Source organism: Natrarchaeobaculum aegyptiacum (assembly GCF_002156705.1).
Lineage (GTDB): Archaea > Halobacteriota > Halobacteria > Halobacteriales > Natrialbaceae > Natrarchaeobaculum > Natrarchaeobaculum aegyptiacum.
Genome location: NZ_CP019893.1, coordinates 2,211,299 through 2,227,475 on the forward strand (window position 1 = coordinate 2,211,299; position 16,177 = coordinate 2,227,475).

The 16,177-nt window shown below is 66.3% G+C and carries 11 protein-coding genes and 1 pseudogene; 6 read left to right on the plus strand and 6 right to left on the minus strand.

What is annotated here, in order from left to right:
* Window positions 1-39 precede the first annotated feature (39 nt).
* From B1756_RS10810 to B1756_RS10820, 3 genes are all read right to left on the minus strand, one after another.
* Window positions 40-978, minus strand: a complete 939-nt coding sequence (locus B1756_RS10810; RefSeq protein ID WP_086888547.1) for a hypothetical protein — start codon at window positions 976-978, stop codon at window positions 40-42.
* A 245-nt stretch (window positions 979-1,223) separates the two neighbouring features.
* Window positions 1,224-1,862, minus strand: coding sequence for a hypothetical protein (locus tag B1756_RS10815; protein WP_152031302.1), 639 nt, complete (start codon window positions 1,860-1,862; stop codon window positions 1,224-1,226).
* Between the two features lie 391 nt (window positions 1,863-2,253).
* A complete protein-coding gene (locus tag B1756_RS10820; protein ID WP_086890148.1) occupies window positions 2,254-4,044 on the minus strand; it encodes a hypothetical protein in 1,791 nt (596 codons plus the stop codon).
* 255 nt (window positions 4,045-4,299) lie between these two features.
* On the opposite strand from B1756_RS10820, the pseudogene B1756_RS10825 reads away from it, so the two are divergent.
* Together B1756_RS10825 and B1756_RS10830 are read left to right on the plus strand one after the other, a co-directional pair.
* Window positions 4,300-5,611: pseudogene (locus B1756_RS10825) on the plus strand (RNA-guided endonuclease InsQ/TnpB family protein).
* 365 nt (window positions 5,612-5,976) lie between these two features.
* A complete protein-coding gene (locus tag B1756_RS10830) occupies window positions 5,977-7,335 on the plus strand; it encodes a hypothetical protein (protein ID WP_086888549.1) in 1,359 nt (452 codons plus the stop codon).
* A gap of 62 nt (window positions 7,336-7,397) precedes the next feature.
* Here the strand turns inward: B1756_RS10830 and B1756_RS10835 are convergent, their stop codons facing one another.
* Complete coding sequence (locus B1756_RS10835) at window positions 7,398-7,796, minus strand: hypothetical protein (protein WP_086888550.1); 399 nt, start codon at window positions 7,794-7,796, stop codon at window positions 7,398-7,400.
* A 57-nt stretch (window positions 7,797-7,853) separates the two neighbouring features.
* On the minus strand, window positions 7,854-9,446 hold the full coding sequence (locus B1756_RS10840) for an alkaline phosphatase family protein (RefSeq protein WP_086888551.1): 1,593 nt from the start codon (window positions 9,444-9,446) through the stop codon (window positions 7,854-7,856).
* Window positions 9,447-9,847: 401 nt separating this feature from the next.
* On the opposite strand from B1756_RS10840, the gene B1756_RS10845 reads away from it, so the two are divergent.
* Entirely contained in the window at window positions 9,848-10,867 is a 1,020-nt protein-coding gene (locus B1756_RS10845; protein WP_228434333.1) for a polysaccharide deacetylase family protein, read from the plus strand.
* Between the two features lies 1 nt (window position 10,868).
* Here the strand turns inward: B1756_RS10845 and B1756_RS10850 are convergent, their stop codons facing one another.
* Window positions 10,869-12,800, minus strand: coding sequence for a rhomboid family protein (locus tag B1756_RS10850; protein ID WP_086888552.1), 1,932 nt, complete (start codon window positions 12,798-12,800; stop codon window positions 10,869-10,871).
* Window positions 12,801-12,964: 164 nt separating this feature from the next.
* Here B1756_RS10850 and B1756_RS10855 point away from each other — a divergent pair, with 164 nt between their 5' ends.
* From B1756_RS10855 to B1756_RS10865, 3 genes are read left to right on the plus strand one after another with little or no spacing between them, the layout of a single operon-like run.
* The gene (locus tag B1756_RS10855) at window positions 12,965-14,074 is read left to right on the plus strand and encodes a Gfo/Idh/MocA family protein (RefSeq protein ID WP_086888553.1); all 1,110 of its coding nucleotides are present in this window, start codon (window positions 12,965-12,967) and stop codon (window positions 14,072-14,074) included.
* A complete protein-coding gene (locus B1756_RS10860) occupies window positions 14,071-15,135 on the plus strand; it encodes a DUF362 domain-containing protein (protein WP_228434334.1) in 1,065 nt (354 codons plus the stop codon). Before B1756_RS10855 ends, B1756_RS10860 begins: the two co-directional genes overlap by 4 nt.
* Entirely contained in the window at window positions 15,132-16,097 is a 966-nt protein-coding gene (locus B1756_RS10865) for an NAD-dependent epimerase/dehydratase family protein (protein ID WP_086888554.1), read from the plus strand. The genes B1756_RS10860 and B1756_RS10865 overlap by 4 nt, the downstream gene beginning before the upstream one ends.
* Window positions 16,098-16,177: the final 80 nt, after the last annotated feature.

Genomic DNA, 16,177 nt, shown 5'->3' on the forward strand with positions numbered 1-16,177 from the left:
CGGGTGGCCTCCGGGAGTCGACAGTGGCTGCCGGGAGAATCACTCGCCACGGGCGGCTTCTTCGGCGCTCGTCGGGACGCCGTCGGGCACGTACGGCTCGGGATCGGTGCCGACACCGTCGCCGAGGTTGACGCTCGAGCCGGCGTCTTCCTGGATACCGCCGGATTCGTCGTAGTCGGTGTCACGGACCTCGACGGTCGTTGCCTGCCCGTTCGCACCGGCGACGATGGCCGCGTGCTGGCCGTTCGTCGCGAGCTGGCAGTCTTCGACCTCGACGGTACCGGGTGCCCAGGCCCAGATTCCCCGTCCGGCGTAGCCCTCGTCGTCGATGTAGACGACGGAGTTGGTCACCTTGCTTCCTTCCGTCGCCAGCCGGTAGTGGGAGACGTAACAGTTCGCCGCGAAACAGCTGTCGACGTGGACCGTGCCACCGCCTGCGTTGCCGGGTGCGGACGCGTAGATGGCGTTGTCCGCGAAGCCCTGGATGTTGACGTTCTCGAAGTCGACGTGGCCCGCGTGGTTGGGGTTCACCCAGAACGCGGTTTCGCCGTGCCCGTTCGGGGCTGCGTTGCCGCTCGTGGAGCCGTCACCGAGGTAGACGTTCTCGACGGTGCTTTCACCGCCGCTGTCGGAGAGACCGAACGTCCCGGAGCCGGCGTCCGAGGAGTTTTCGCCCTCGAATCCGACGTTGCGGATCGTCCAGTCGCTGCCCTGGGCAGCGATGGTGATGTCCTGACCGGTGGTCATATCGATCAGTTTGTTCTCCCAGGTCTCACCGGACTCGATGGTGATCGTCTGGTTCGCGGCTTCGATGACCTCGTAGTCGTCCGAGGCCGATACGACACCGGACGCGCCGACTGCGGTCGTCGCCGTCGCGACTGCTGCGAGCGAGCGAACGTAGTTGCGGCGGGTTAATCCGGTGTTACGGCCAGTAAGCGGTGTGGAATCCGATTCGGACGTACGGGGATTCTGCGCCATACACTTGCGTAACCCAACCTTATACTCATAAACCTTTCTTTGGAAAAAAGTATAGTGTTTCGTGATTGTCTTCGATTCGTGGACGTCTGTATAACGTTCCGTCAACTTCCGTTCTGGATATAACGACGCAATACTCGGGGCCGAGACCCGAAACTGCCCGACTGTCGTACGGTCGGGGCGGGTGAGGGTGGATTGTTGTCCCGGACATTCCGGGATTTCCTTCAGTATCGTGTCGTTACAGCGGGCTATCGTGAGTCGTCGGTCTCGACGTAGATGGTCACATTACCGCCCACTTCGGTCGTCGACTCCTCCGACCGGTTCGGTTCGGGACCTGGTCGCCTCGGACCACCTGCATCGGGTCGTGGACGGACCTCGAACTCGTCAACGACCGTCCCGTCCAGCGTAAGCCTGACCGGCCCAGTCTCCAGTAGTCGAACTGTCACGCTGCGTGACTGCGTCTCGGAAGGCTCGAGCGAGCCACTGACCGATTCGCCGTTTCCCTCACCGTCGTCGGGTTCGAGTCGAACAGGGGTCTCGTACTGTTCCGGACACGGGCCGTCGTTGGAGACGGTCAGCTCGACGGTGACCGTCTCCAGGAGCCGTGGCCGTGGACGTCGGTCGATTCCCGTTACCTCACTGGCGAGGGTGGCTGGATCGGTGGTCACCTCGTCACAGGACGTCTCTTCGCCCGTGGTCGTGCCGTCCGAGATGGTTTCGTCCGACGGAGTCTCGTCAGACGGACTGGGAACCGACAGGTCACCGGACCTGCTCGGATCGCCTCCATCGTCGTCACGGTCGTCGGTTGGGTGTTGCAGTCTCGTACATCCAGCGAGTGCGGCCCAGCAAGCCGTCACCGCTCCCACCGTGATTTGCCGGCGTGACACCATCGAATCACGCCGATTCTCCGCCGACACATCGGCGCTCGATCGCTCTCAGTCGCCCGGAACGGGACTTCTGACAACCGTCATCGACGCCGAAGACGGCTGTTTCGAAGCCTACCGTCGTCGATCCCGATCGTTCACCTGCTCCGAGGGCCACCACGCTCCACACACCCGTACGCGAGATTCCACGTTCCATCCAGACAGAACGTCACGAAATTGTGTATTAGTTAATTGCTGATGGAACGCCCGCCGAACGGAGTCTGGTCGGTGTTACCAAATAGACAGCGGTAATTGACTGCTAGAAACGGTGGGTTTCACCAGTGGCGACGGTAGGTGGCCCCTTCGCACGCTCCGACCGGCCCGTATCGATGCGACTCGAGTACCGCCCGATCGATCAGTCGCTTCCTGTCACGTCGTACAGTTCGAACTCGCCGTTCGAGATGACCCGGTTGACCGCTGGATCGGCCTCGAGGCCGGCGACGCCGGATTCGCTGTAGTAGAGTTCGTCGTAGACCTCGACCTCGCGGGTGACGTCGTAGGCAGTGACCGCGAGGTAGTAATCGAGATCGTGGTACGCGCCGCTGTAGTTGCCGGCCTCGAACGGCTCGTGTTCGACTTCGCCGCTGGCGACGGTCCCGCCGGTCAGCGACTCCTCACCCTCGAGTCCGTTGATCGCGTGATCGTACCGGAACGGGTCGTACCCGAGGCCGACGAGCGGCTGGTCCTCGACGCCGTGCTCGAGGGTGTTCTCGTAGCCGCCGTAGGTCTGGTCGCTGACGTGCTGGCCGGGGTCGTAGATGATCGGGGAGCCGAAGACCGTTGCCAGCGCGAGGACGAGCAAGCCAGCGAGGACGACCGCCGAGAGCGCCGTCGCTCCCGGTCGCGTGAGCAGGCGGGAGAGGCCACCGACGACGTGGGCGAGCGCGATGCCGGCGAGGATGGTCAGGACGACGAAAATGAACCCGACCTGTCGGAAGGCCATGGTTGGCGTACCCACGAAGTAGAGGACGAACATGCCGCCCAGTGGGACCAGCGCGAGCGCGAAATAGGTGAGAAACGACCTGGTTTCCCGGTCGGTCTGGGTGAGTCCGAGCCAGGTCGCGAGCACGAACAGTCCGACGAGGAGGCCGATCACGGCAGCGTCGAGGAACATCACGACGAACAACTCGCCGAGGCTACCGCCAATTTCGGTGAGGGCGGCTTCCCGTTCGCCGACCTCCGCGGCCGCGCCGACGTCTTCGGCGAGCAGTCCCTCGACGAGGCCGATGGCTGCGTTGCGGAACCGTTCGTTCGAGAGCGCCCAGACGGTGACGATGGTCCCGAGGACGACGGTCTGGAGGTACGTCGTCGGGTGGTCGACGATCGGGTGGTCTGCGAAGCGGTAGCGGGCGAGAAACTGGACGGTGGCGACGGCGGCCACGAGGACGACGACGTTGATCATCTGCTGGGGGTGGACGAGCAACAGGGCGATACCCGACAGGTAGACGAGGATGCTGAACGGCGAGATCCCGAACGGCAGTCGGTCCATCGCTGCGGGACGGCGGATGTACGCGACGAGCGCGAACAGTATCACCGGGACGACGAAGAGCGCGTTCGAGTTCGTGTGGACGCCCATGTGCGTCGCGACGTTGTTCACCGGCAGGATCAGCCACGAGACGATCGCCGCCAGCCCGACCGCCGTCGCGTTGCCGGAGATGGCCCGCACGGTGAGCGGGACGAAAAGCAGGAAGGGAACGAAGAGGACGACCATCGTGAGCATGAGCGCCCGTTCGATCGGAATCCCACCCAGGAAGTGAAAGACGCTGCCGAAGGAGTGAACGGCCGGGTAGAACAGGTCGTGGGGTGCGAGTTCGCCACCCACGAGGTCGCGGGTCCACCCGAGGTGTGTCATCGCGTCGCCCATGCCCGAGAACCGGTAGTTTCGGATCAACGGGAGACTCACGATCGACGTGACGACCGTCCCGCCGAGTGCGATCCCGATCGCCCGTGACCGCCCGCGCGCGAGCAACGTCGTCCCGACGGCGATAGCGAGTCCCACGCCGAACCCGATCCAGGTCACCACTGGCGTCCCCGCGTAGATCGACGACTCGTAGACCGTCGCCGGGTTCGCGCGCGCAAAGAGCAGTCCCACGGCAACAGCGAGGAAGCCGACGGCCAGCGTCGCTTCGAGCGTCTGTCGTCTCACGGTACCGTCGCCTCCGACCACGTCAGCCGACACGAATCCTCTTCGGTCACGCTCGAGACGGTGCGCATCGTGCACGGACCTCGTCGATACCCGAGTTTGTTATAGGCTGAATAGGCGCAATACCACGGCCTTCAGGCCGTGGATACGCGCCGTCACTCAGTGACTCATTCCACCGACTCCGACAGGGCTGGATATTCCACCTCAAACACAGCCTTTAATAGATTATTTTTCATAACAGATTATGGACATAGTACGATGCTGGAGACGACCCGCACCTACGTCGCACGCATCACGAACCACTCACAGGTTCGTGACGACCTCGACCAGTGCGGGTTCTCCGCCTCGAAACTGTGGAACGTCGGACGCTACTACATCCAAGACCGGTGGGACGAAAACGGCAAGATACCTGACGAAGCCGAACTCAAATCGGAGTTGAAAGACCACGAACGCTACAGTGACCTCCATTCTCAGTCAAGTTCGTTCGAGACGGCGAAGCCGTCTCGTGATGCCAATGAGCTTCGCTCATTGAGCACAGCGAGTTCTCGAAGAACTTGCTGAAGCGTTCAACGGCTGGTACAACTCCGACGACGGCAACAACCCACCGGGCTACCGAAAACGTGGCGACCGACACCCGCGCTCCACCGTCACATGGAAGAAACGAGCCATCAAGCACGACGATAAACACGGCCAACTCCGCCTCTCGAAAGGGTTCAACCTGAAAGAGAGTCGGTCTGACTTCATCCTCGCGGAGTACGAAACCCGCCCCGACGTAGAAGTCGAGAACATCCAGCAAGTGCGTGCCGTCTGGAACGGAGACGAGTGGGAACTGCACCTCGTCTGCAAGAAAGAAATCCCCGTCGAGGACGCCCCCGGCGACAACACGGCGGGAATCGACCTCGGTATCAGCAACTACCTCGCCATCGACTACGAGGACGGCCCCTCGGAGTTGTATCCGGGGAACGTGCTGAAAGAGGACAAGCACTACTTCACCCGCGACGAGTACCAGACCGAAGGCGAGAACGGGCCGTCAAAGCGTGCGCGGAAAGCCCGCAGGAAACTCTCTCGACGCAAAGACCACTTCCTTCACACCCTCTCAAAACACATCGTACAACGGTGTGTCGAAGCAGGCGTGGAGAAGGTAGCAATTGGCGACCTCAGCCACATCCGCGAAGACGAGAACGGCGACTCGCGGAACTGGGGTGCATCGGGGAACAAGAAGTTGCACGGGTGGGAGTTCGACCGCTTCACGAACCTGCTCGAATACAAGGCCGAAGAACACGGCATCCTCATCGACCGGGTGGACGAAGAGAACACCTCGAAGACGTGTTCGTGTTGCGGGCAGATTCGAGACAGCAACCGCGTAGAGCGTGGACTGTACGTCTGTGAATCGTGCGAGACGGCGATGAATGCAGACGTCAACGGTGCGGTGAACATCAGGCGAAAGATAACTCAGAGTCCCCCGACGGGGGATATGAGTAACGGCTGGTTGGCACAGCCCGGAGTCTTCCTGTTCGACCGCGAGAGCGGGACGTTCAACACGAGAGAACAGGGAGACTGCAAACCCTAATATCCCAACGCTTGGGATTCCTCCGCCTTCAGGCGGAGGAGGATGTCAAAGGCATCTTATCCGTGATCGGGGCCCACCGACGACGGTGTCGACCCCGTCGTCCCCGCTCGAGAACCTCACGGACGCGCAGGGTGACCGTGATGGACGTGGGCGACGGCCACTGCCCCACTCGATGGGGTCGGCCGCTCGACGAACTTCCGGAGCACGCAATCCGAACGGGCCGCGTACAGGCTCCGTCAATGGGGTAACGCGGCCGAACGCGGCGCGTACGAATCCGTTACGCGATCGGTCAATCGCGAACGATTCTCCCCGTTTTTGCCGCTCGAGGTGGTGGCACCGATCGACGGCTCGGCCGTCTCAGCTCCATGTCCTGGCTCGCCATCGATCGGATCGACGCCGACGGATCGACCCTCGAGTGTACCCTTCGTTCCTCACCGGACCTCGAGCGGTTCCTCACGGGCGAACCGTTCCGGGTCAGCTACGATCGTTCGATCGAAGGGGTCCCCGAGGGCATCCTCGCGATTCCCGCCCTCGCGAACGTCTGCCCGGTCGCGTGGGCCAACGGCGGCGACGTCTACGTCGACCGGGTCGACGCGACGTTCGCCCACGCACTCGAAGAGGTCGAGGCGTCGCTGTGTTCGATGCACGATTTTCTCGAGGGCGGGACGCTGTACGCGCGGGAGACGACGAGCGCGACCGTGACGGAGCGGAGCGTCGCCGGCGACGACCGGCACGCGACCGGGGACGCGACCGAGGACGGTGGAAGCGCCCTCCTCTTCACCGGCGGCGTCGACTCGACGTGTTCGTACGTCCGCCACCGGGAGTCCGAGCCGACGCTCGTGAGCATCCGCGGCTGGACGATCACGCCCGACCGCGCAGACGACGAGAAGTGGGATACCCTGCGCGCTCGGGTCTCGAGCTTCGCCGACGAGCGCGGCCTCGAGACGGCCTTTCTCGAGACCAACGCGCTGTCGGCGCTCGACCACGCGATGTTGCTCGCCCACTACCGGCGGTACGTCGACGGCGCGTGGTACAGCTCCGTCGGTCACGGACTCGGGCTCCTCGGCCTCTGTGCGCCGATGGCGGCCGCCCGCGACGTCTCGGACCTCTACCTTGCTGCGACCCACTGGGACGGCATCGACCTCGAGTGGGGGTCGCGCCCGGACGTCGACGAGCGCGTCCGCTGGACCGCCACCAGATGTCACCACGACGGCTACCACCTCACCCGGCAGGACCGTCTGGACGTCATCGCCGACTACGTCCGGTGTGACGCCCCGAACCTCGAGTTGCAGACGTGCAACCGCCGTCTCGACGGTAACTGCGGCGAGTGTGAGAAGTGCTATCGGACTGCCGTCGGCCTCCGTCTCTCCGGACTCGAGCCGTCGAATCACGGCTACCCGTTCTCCGACGCCGACTACGACCAGCTTCGGCGCTCGCTCGAGGCCGGCGCGTGGGAACTCGGCGAGGACGAACGCTACATGTGGGAAGATATCCGCGACCGGGTTCTCGAGGCGGGTCCCGAACCCCGGTCACCGGAGGAACGGGCTTTCTTCGAGTGGCTCCGGGCTGCCGACCTCGAGTCGCTGGTCGAGGACACGCGGGCACCGCTGTCTCACCGACTCTTTCGGGTCGGTGCCCGGAACGCGCCGACGCCGGTCTACAACGCGGCGTATCCGGCGCTGAAGACGATGCAGACGGGTCTCGAGCGGGTTCGGTCGCGGTAGTTCGGGTCGGTGCGCCCGCTGGGTCTTGTGTTCGGTCTCGTTCTCGCAGCCGCCCGCTGCGTTCAGCGGTCCGACTCTTGCTCTTCGTCCGTGATGTCGACGTGCAGTGGGTCGACCCCCTCGCCACTGCTCCGTTCTCGGCTCTCGCCCTCACTTTCGCCGCCGACCGGAATCTTCGTCCGGAGGTCAGCGGCGAACGACTGGACCTGATCGATAAGCGTCTCGACTTCCGACTCGAACTCCTCGACCGACCGCTCGACGTAGTGGACACGTTTCGACGGGATCCGCCGGACGATGTCGTTCCCCTCGTCGTCTTCGTCGGTCTTGACGATCCAGTGGTCCTGGAAGTACGCGACGTGCTCGTTCGGGATCGTCTTTCGCACCGTCCCCTCGTCAGGCTCCTCGTAGACGATCGTCGCCTCTCCCAGGTCACGCTCGAGTTCGAGGTCGTCGTCGACCATATCGGTGACTGGTGCTCGAGACGGGTAGGGTCGGTGCTTGCGTACCCTCGCCGCCCCTCATTCCATGTATCCGAGTCCCTTCAGCCGGTTCTCGACGTCGGAGAAGTCGTCGTCGACCTCGTCGTCGCGGTCGTCCCGGGAGACGTCCGCGCGTTCGACCTTGGTGCGAGACGGGGTCGCGTCGGCGTCGAACGCGTCGAAGAGGACCCGGCCGTCGGCGTCCCTGGGGACCGGTCTGCCGATGCCGTGCAGGAGCGTCGGCGCGACGTCGACAACCCGCGCGCCACGGAGGACCCCGCCGGGTTCGATCGAGGGGCCCCGACAGAGCATGATCCCGGTCGAGCGGTGGCTCGCGACGTAGGCCCCGGGTTCGCCCATCGCCTCGTCGGTGATCGCCGTTCGCGACTCGTAGCCGTCGATGGCGTTCACGACCAGATCTGGCGATTCGGGGTCCGTCGGGAACAGTTCGTCGCCGTCGTCGACCGAGAGGAGTTGCGTACCGTCCTCGTCGGTGACCGACTCGAACACCTCGACCAGGTCGGCTTTCACGTCGGGGACGTCGGCCGGATCGACGACACCCGTCTCGAATCGCCGGGTGTCGTTGACGTAGCAGTTGCCTGCCTCGTGGACGAAGGCGACGGTCTGCTCGAAGTCGACGTCGTAGAGGGCGTGATCACCCGGAAGCTGCTCGGCCACGGAGTCGAGGACGGCCCGTGGGAGCGTCGATACCAGCCGTTCCTCGGAAATACCGACCCGCTCGAGCGCGTCGGAGATCCGATCGCGCGAGATACCGAGGCTCGCCAGTGCGCCACGAGCGCCTTCCTCTTCCCGGCGCGCGAGAAAGCCCTCCCGTTCGAGGACGTGATTCACGTAGACGAGTTCCTCGATCGGGCCGAAACCGTGGTCGGAGACGACGTAGAGGTCGGCGTCGTGGGCGTCCGTGTACTCGATCACCTCGCCGAGGACGTCGTCGAGTTTCCGGTAGTGGGCGAGGATCCGGTCTTCGTCCCAGATGAGGTGCTGGAAGCGGTCGGGGGCGGTGTAGACGAAGAAGAACAGCTCCCAGTCGTCGCCGGCGTGGTCCATCTGGAGGGTCATGAGTTCCCGCCGCGACTCGAGCATGCCGTCGACGGCGACCTCGAAGTCGTCGAGCCGATCGGCGTAGTCCGGGTAATCGAGGCTAATCTGGTAGTCGGGAACCCGCTCGTCGATCTCGTCCTCCAGGCTCGAGGGATGAGTGAACCCCTGTTCCGTCGAGGGCGTCATCATCCCCGTGACCATCGTGCCGTCGATGGTCCGCGGCGGATAGGTCATCGGCACGTTGCCGACGTGGGCCGGCGAGAGCTGTTCCCACAGCGGCGGACACTCGAGGTCCGCGCTCGTGTACATCTCGTGGGAGTAGGATCGAGAGAGGTTCTGGAAGCCGTAGATGCCGTGTTTGTCCGGCCAGACGCCGGTCGCGATCGACGGCCAGGCCAGCGGCGTCGTCGGCGGCGTCGTACTCTCGAGCGGGCCCGCAGCGCCCTCCTCGCGTAGCCGGTCGAAATTCGGGAGTTCACCCGCCTCGCTCCAGCGGTCGATCAGTCGCCACGGGACGCCGTCGAATCCGAGGACGAACGCTCGCTCTGCCGAGTGGGTATGTCCGCTCATGGTTACGTACAGAATCCTGCTGTCCGGGGAGTGGCCGGTTTCGCGCTTTGTTATGCTCGCTGTTCAGGCGACGGCGGTAGACGATCGGAATGGCGTTCGACCGGCCTACCACTCTCACTCGAGGGAGAATCCGCCGTTCGTGAACGTTACCGTCCGACCACCTGACCGTCAACTCGAGTGACTCGACCGTCGTCCCCGTCTCGATATCGGCCGTCGAGTGCTCGGCTGGGCCGGCACTATCCGCCGCGGGCAGACGTACGGCGTCGCGTCTCGCGCTCGAGCCACCCGACTGCTCCGGGTCACCCGGCGACTGAAAGGCTCCGAATAACAAACCCACCGCTCACAGAGCTTCTCGAGTATGATCGCTTGCGGTAGCCTCGGTGGATGTAGTGGGATCGTCGATGGTCCTCGACGGACCGCTGGAAGCGGTGGTGAGCACGGTGGGTAGCGTCGTCATCTCGCTCGACGCCGAACTCGGCTGGGGATTTCACGACATGGCCGACCCACCTCGAGACCGCGTCGAGGCAGGCCGCCGCGGCTGGTCCGTCTGCCTCGAGCTGTTCGACGAGTTCGACGTCCCCGCGACCTGGGCCGTCGTCGGCCACCTGATGCTCGCAGACTGTGACGGCCAACACGACGGCCATCCGGCACCCGACGGCTGGTTCGCGCGCGAACGCGGTGCGTGGGCCGACCGCGAGGACCTCCGATTCGGGTCCGACCTCGTCGAGGACCTCCTCGCGGCCGACGCCGACCACGAGTTCGCGAGCCATTCCTTCTCGCACGTCCTCTTCGGCCGACCGGAGACCGATCGCGCGCTCGCTCGCGCGGAGATCGAACGGGCACTCGAGATCGCCGAGGAGTGGGGGCTGTCCATCGACTCGTTCGTCTACCCGCGAAACGACGTCGGTCACCGCGACGTCCTCGCCGAGGCCGGGATCAGCGCCTACCGTGGACGCTCACCGACCCGTGACGGCGTCGGCGGCATCGTCGACACGCGACTGCGAAATCGCTCGTTACTCGTCCAGCCGGTCGTCGACGAGCACGGCCTCGTGAACGTTCCGGCGTCGCTTTTCTGTTACTCCTTCGAGGGACCCCGACGGACGGTCGCCGAATCGATCTGGACCGACCCGATGGTCGCCCAGGCCCGCCGTGGGATCGACGAAGCGACCCGCTCGGACGGTCTCTTCCACCTCTGGTTCCACCCAAACAACCTTATCCAGCCGCGTGACGACCAGCGCCTGCGGACGATTCTCGCACACCTCGAGCGAGCGCGCGAGCGGACCGATCTCACCGTCGAGACCATGGGTGCAGTCGCCGACCGCGTGGCCCGCGGGGACGGGGTTACGGGCCAACGGGACCCGGAGTGGGCGGAAGGACGGGATCTCTCGGGATCTGACTCCGTGCGCGCGTCCCTCGAGTGAGCTACGACACCTGTTCGCCCTCGCGTTCGGCGACGGTCACCTCGGTCTCGCCGTCGTCTGTCACCGCCAGCAGGCGGACGCCGTCGTCGATCGTCTCCGTGACGAACTCGAGGTCGCCGACGGTCGCAGATTCGTTCTCGTCTGGAATCGGCGTCTCGCCGACGCTCGAGCCATCGCGGTCGACCAGCAGGCGGAACTCCTCGGCATCCGGTTCGATGGCGACCTCGTGGCCGTCGAGTCGGACGCTCGCCGACACGGCCTCGGAGGTGAACGAACGGACGGTCTCGCCGTCGTGGGCGAGGTCGACGGCGTAAGCGCTGTCGTTGCCGACGACGTCCCAGCCACTGCGATCGGCGGTGACCTGCTCGTACCAGCCGATACCGCCGACTTCGGCGCTCCCGTTGCCATCGTGTGCGAGCAGGTCGTCGTTCACCGCGACGGTGAACAGTTGCCGGTCGGCGTCGACGACGAGCAGCCCGGACGCGCTGGTTTCGAACGTTCCGAGGTCGTCGTCTTCCTCGAGGTCGAGGCCGAATCCGGGGTCGATCGCCGGCCCTTGCTGGACGGTCACGTTCTCGCCGTAGGCAACAGTGTAGCCGTCGACCTCGATCGTCCCGTCGACTTCGTCCTCGAGGCCAGCGTCGCCGACGACGAGCGCGTTGAGGGGAACGCTCGGGAACGCGACGAGCACCGTCACCACCAGCAGGAGTGAGACGGCGACCTGTCGGCGCTCGAGTGGACCCGACGGTCGCCGGCAGAGCGACGGCAGGGCGGGAACGGCGAGCAACAGCGTGACGGCGACGAGGACGACCGCGACCGGGCCGACCGGTTCCTCGAGGGCGACGGCCGCACCGACGCCGAGGAGCGCGGTCACCGCGAGGAGGCCGACCCAGCCGATGGCCGCGAGTCGCCGGATCGACCACTGGGCGGCCCGTCCCGTTCGATCGCTCACGTCCGCGGCGAGTCGGCCCAGTACTGGGCGGTCGCTCCCGCCTGCGGCCACCGCGACCAGCGCGGCGAGGACGAACATGAGGCCGACGCCGGCAGCCTGGTATCGAGCGTAGACGTCGTCGCCGAGGACGCCCACGAGCAGCCAGAGGCTCTGGGCCGCCCCGAAGAGGATCGTGGCGAAGAAGACGCGCTCGGTCGAGGGTCGCTGGTCGCGATACCGGAGCAGCCCGATGGCGAGGACGACCCCCACGAGGAAGCCGAGCAGGTGGGCCTGAAAGCCCACACCTGCCCAGTTCGGCGGCATCGGCGGGCCGGCTTCGACGGTTGCGTAGAGGACCGGCTGGCGCAGCGCCTCGAGGACCACGTTGACCGTCGTGGCCACGAGGACGCCCAGCACTGCCCAGAGCGGTGCGACGACGACTGCGAAGCCGGCGATGGCGTAGACGGCCCCGGAGAAGCCGATGCCCGGACCGAGGGCGAAGACGGCCGTCAGGAGCGCCGTCGCGAGCATCGCCGCGGGGACGATCACGACCGCGCGAACCCACGGTCGGGCGAGCAGCCCTCGAGAGTCCCCTGCTGATCCCGCCGTTCTACCCGTGCGACCGTCTCGACGCCCGGGCGGGTAGTGACCCCAGACGTACTCTGCGATCGGCGCGAACGCGAGCGTCGCCGCCATGTTCGACAGCAGGTGGTCGGGCGAGCCGTGGGCGATTCCGGCCGTCAGTTGCCCGGTCGGGTAGAAGTACGACCACGTGACGAACGGGAACACGACCGGCTCGCTCCAGTTTCGCAAGCCACCCTGTGCGAACAGGTAGAACGCGACCACGATCGCGACCGTGACCACCGTTCCCCACGGGACGCCGTAGACGAATCGTTCTTCGAGCCGGGCACGCCAGCGACCGCGTCCCTCGAGGTACCAGACGAGGGCGAGGACGGCCACGACCGAGAGTGGGAGGGCGATCTGTCCTGGAGAGACGACCATTAGTGGGTCGATTAGGAGCAAGCACCTGTCAAATTTTGGTTCCCGGCTGGTCGGTTTCGAGCGTCGAACCAGCCCCACTCTCGAGTCGGTAATCACTGCACACTCGCCACCCTGCGACGGTACGCGCGCGATAACAATACCGGCTCGAGGTGGTCAACTGGTAGATGCTCAGTACACGGAGCCGTCGATGGGACGATACCGAGCGCCTCTCCCTCGGGATGCTCGGGGTCGGTAACATCGGCACGGTCCACCTGAAGTCGGCGCTCACGATGGACGACGTCGACGTGGTCGCCGCCGCGGACGCGGTCGCTGCAAACCGTGACCGCGCCGCCGAGGCCGGCGTCGATCGAACGTACGACGACTACGCGACGCTGCTCGAGTCGGAATCGCTCGACGCGGCGGTCGTCGCGCTCCCACCCTTCCTCCACGCCGACGCGGTCGAACGCGCCGCCGAGAACGGCGTCGACGTCTTCGTCGAGAAACCGCTCGCCCGGTCGACCGAGGAGGCCGATCGGATGCTCGAGGTTGCAGACGACGCCGGAATCGCCGTCGGCGTCGATCACACCCTTCGCTACCAGCCGGATATGCAGGGCGTCAGGACCGCCTACGAGGAGGGTCGGGTCGGCCACGTCCCCCACGCGTCGATGACCCGGCTGAACGACGGGCCGCTCGGCCGTCCACCGGCGACCGAGGAACCGCCCGCGTGGCTACTCGACCCCGACGCGGCCGGCGGCGGTGCGCTAATCGAACTCGGCGTTCACTGCTTCGACGTCCTCGAGTGGCTCTTTGGCGACCTCAGGGTCGAGGCCGCGACGCTCGATCGGACCCTCGAGATTCCCGTCGAGGACGCCGCGACGGTCCTCCTGCGAGCCCCCGAAACGGGAACGTCGATCACCCTCCACTGTGGTTCCTACCAGTGGGAGGAGTTGCCCGAGGTGAACACGCGACTTCGACTCGAGGGCGTGACGGGGACGATCAGCAACCGCGAGTACGAGCCGTCGAACTTCTACGCGAGCGCGGCCGCCGCCGCGGTCTCGAACGTCGCCAGCCGCGTGACGGGCGACGAGCCGGACGTCTACGGGCCGACGTTCTACCTGCAGGCCCACCACGCGGCGCTCGCGGACTTCTGTGGCGCGATCCGCGAGGGCGAGTCGCCACCGGTCGACGGTGCCGTGGGGCGACGGACGCTCGAGCTGGTCGAGCACGCGACCGAACTGGCGGCCGAGGACGATCGTGAACTGGCCGAGCCGCAGGAAGCGGAGGTGTCGACGTGAGCGCGAACGTGAACGGTGACGAGCGCGGGAGCGGCGACGTGGTCCGGACGGTCGGCGTCCCCCGGGAACGCCAGCGATCCAACTCCGGAACCAGTCCCGGCCCGGCACGGGGCTGGCTTCCGGACGTCGATCGGCGGCTCGATCGCCTCGAGTCGCCCGTCGAGACGCTTCTCGAGCCCGAACTCGAGTCTGGCACGGTCGTCCCGTTCGAATCGGGCTCCAGCGACGTCTCGCTCGCGTCGGCCGACCGGATCATCGTCGTCCCCGACGCCCACTACCCGTTCCATCCCTCGACCGGCGTCGTGACCGATCCGGCGCTCGTCGGCGCGGTCGCGAGCCTGCTCGCTTTCGAGACCGACGCTGACGTCGCCGTCGGGCTCGGTGGTGGCGACGCGCTCGTCGACACCGACCGGATCGCCTCGTATCTGGGCTACCGCTCGCTGCTCGAGCGGCTGGACGCCGACCTGGTGGACCTCGACGACGAACCGCGGACGCAGGTGACGCCCACGCTCGCGGATCGACCGGTCCCGCTGTGGCTCCCCGAGCGCCTGCTCGAGGGGCGGGTGGTCGTCGTGCCGTCGCTCCGACCCACGGAAGACGGCCCGATCGCCGGCGGGATGCGAACCCTCGGGGCCATCGCGGACGGGCCGGAGAACCCGCCACTGGCCGCCGTGGCCGCGACCCGGGCCGTCGACCCCGTGACGTGCGTCCTCGACGCCGTGGTGGCCTACGGTGACGGCCCGTACGCGGCCGATGCGCTGCTCGCCGGACCGACGCGGGCCGTCGACGCACTCGGGAGTTCGCTACTCGAGCGCACGCTCGCGGACGACTGGATCTTCTCGCGCGCGTACGACAACAATAAAATAACAGTCACAGTGGACCAGCGAACGATCGACGACGCCAGCGCAGCCACCGTCGACCTCGACGCGCTCCAGACGGCTCTCGGCGGCGGCGCGTTACCCCCGTCGGGCGAGACGAACCCGGCCGTCTCCGCGGCCTACGGCGTCTACGCGGCAGTCAGCGGGGACGCCGTTCCGCCACAGATGGAGGGATCGAGATGACCCGGTCGGCCGCCGTCACGGGAGCGACCGGCTTCCTCGGCTCCCGGCTCTGTGACCGCCTCGCAGCCGAGGGTTGGGACGTGCGGGCGCTCAGTCGCCCCACCTCGGACCGCAGCGGGATCGACCACCAGGGCGACCTCGAGTGGGTCGTCGGCGACGTCTTCGACCGGCAGGCTCTCGGGGACCTCGTCGACGGCGCGGACGTGGTCTTTCACCTCGCGGGGATCGGCCTCTGGAGTGCGGACCCGGCGACCGTCGAGCAGGTCAACCGCGAGGGGACCCGGAACGTCCTCGAGGTCTGCCGGGACAGCGACGTCGGTCGGGTGGTCTTCACGAGCACCGCGGGGACGCTCCGGGCGACCGACGGCGACCTCGCGGACGAGACCGACGTCGCCGAACCCATCGGGGCGTACCAGCGCTCGAAGGCAACCGCCGAGCGACTGGTCGACGCCTACGCGGAGGCCGACGGCGACGCAGTTACCGTCCATCCCACCTCGATCTTCGGCCCCGGAGACGAGGGGTTCACGATGCAACTGCTCGCGATGGGTCTCGAGCCAACGATGCCGGCGACCCTGCCCGGCGGGGCGAGCATCGTCGGCGTCGACGACGTGGTCGCCGGGTTGCTCGCGGCGGCCGACCACGGGACCTGCGGTGAGCACTACCTGCTTGGGGGCGAGAACCTCACCTACGACGAGGCCGCCGCCCGGATCGCCGACTACGTCGGCGGGACCGCTGCCCCGATCCAGGTGCCCGCGGCTGCCATCCGCGCTGCCGGCCCCGTCGCCGAGGGCGTCAGCGCCGTCACGGGCCAGCAGGTGTTTCCCTTCACCCGCGGGATGGCCGACCTCGCGACGAAGCGACTGTTCTACACCTCGCGGAAGGCCCACGAGGAACTGGGCTACGAATACCAGCCGCTCGAGGCGCACGTTCCCGACGCGCTCGAGTGGTACCGGTCGCAGTGACCGGGTGTAGTCGGCCGTTGAACCTCGAACAGTGCGGTTGTGACGACCGTTCCGCCTCATACATTGGGGTTTTCAGCCGC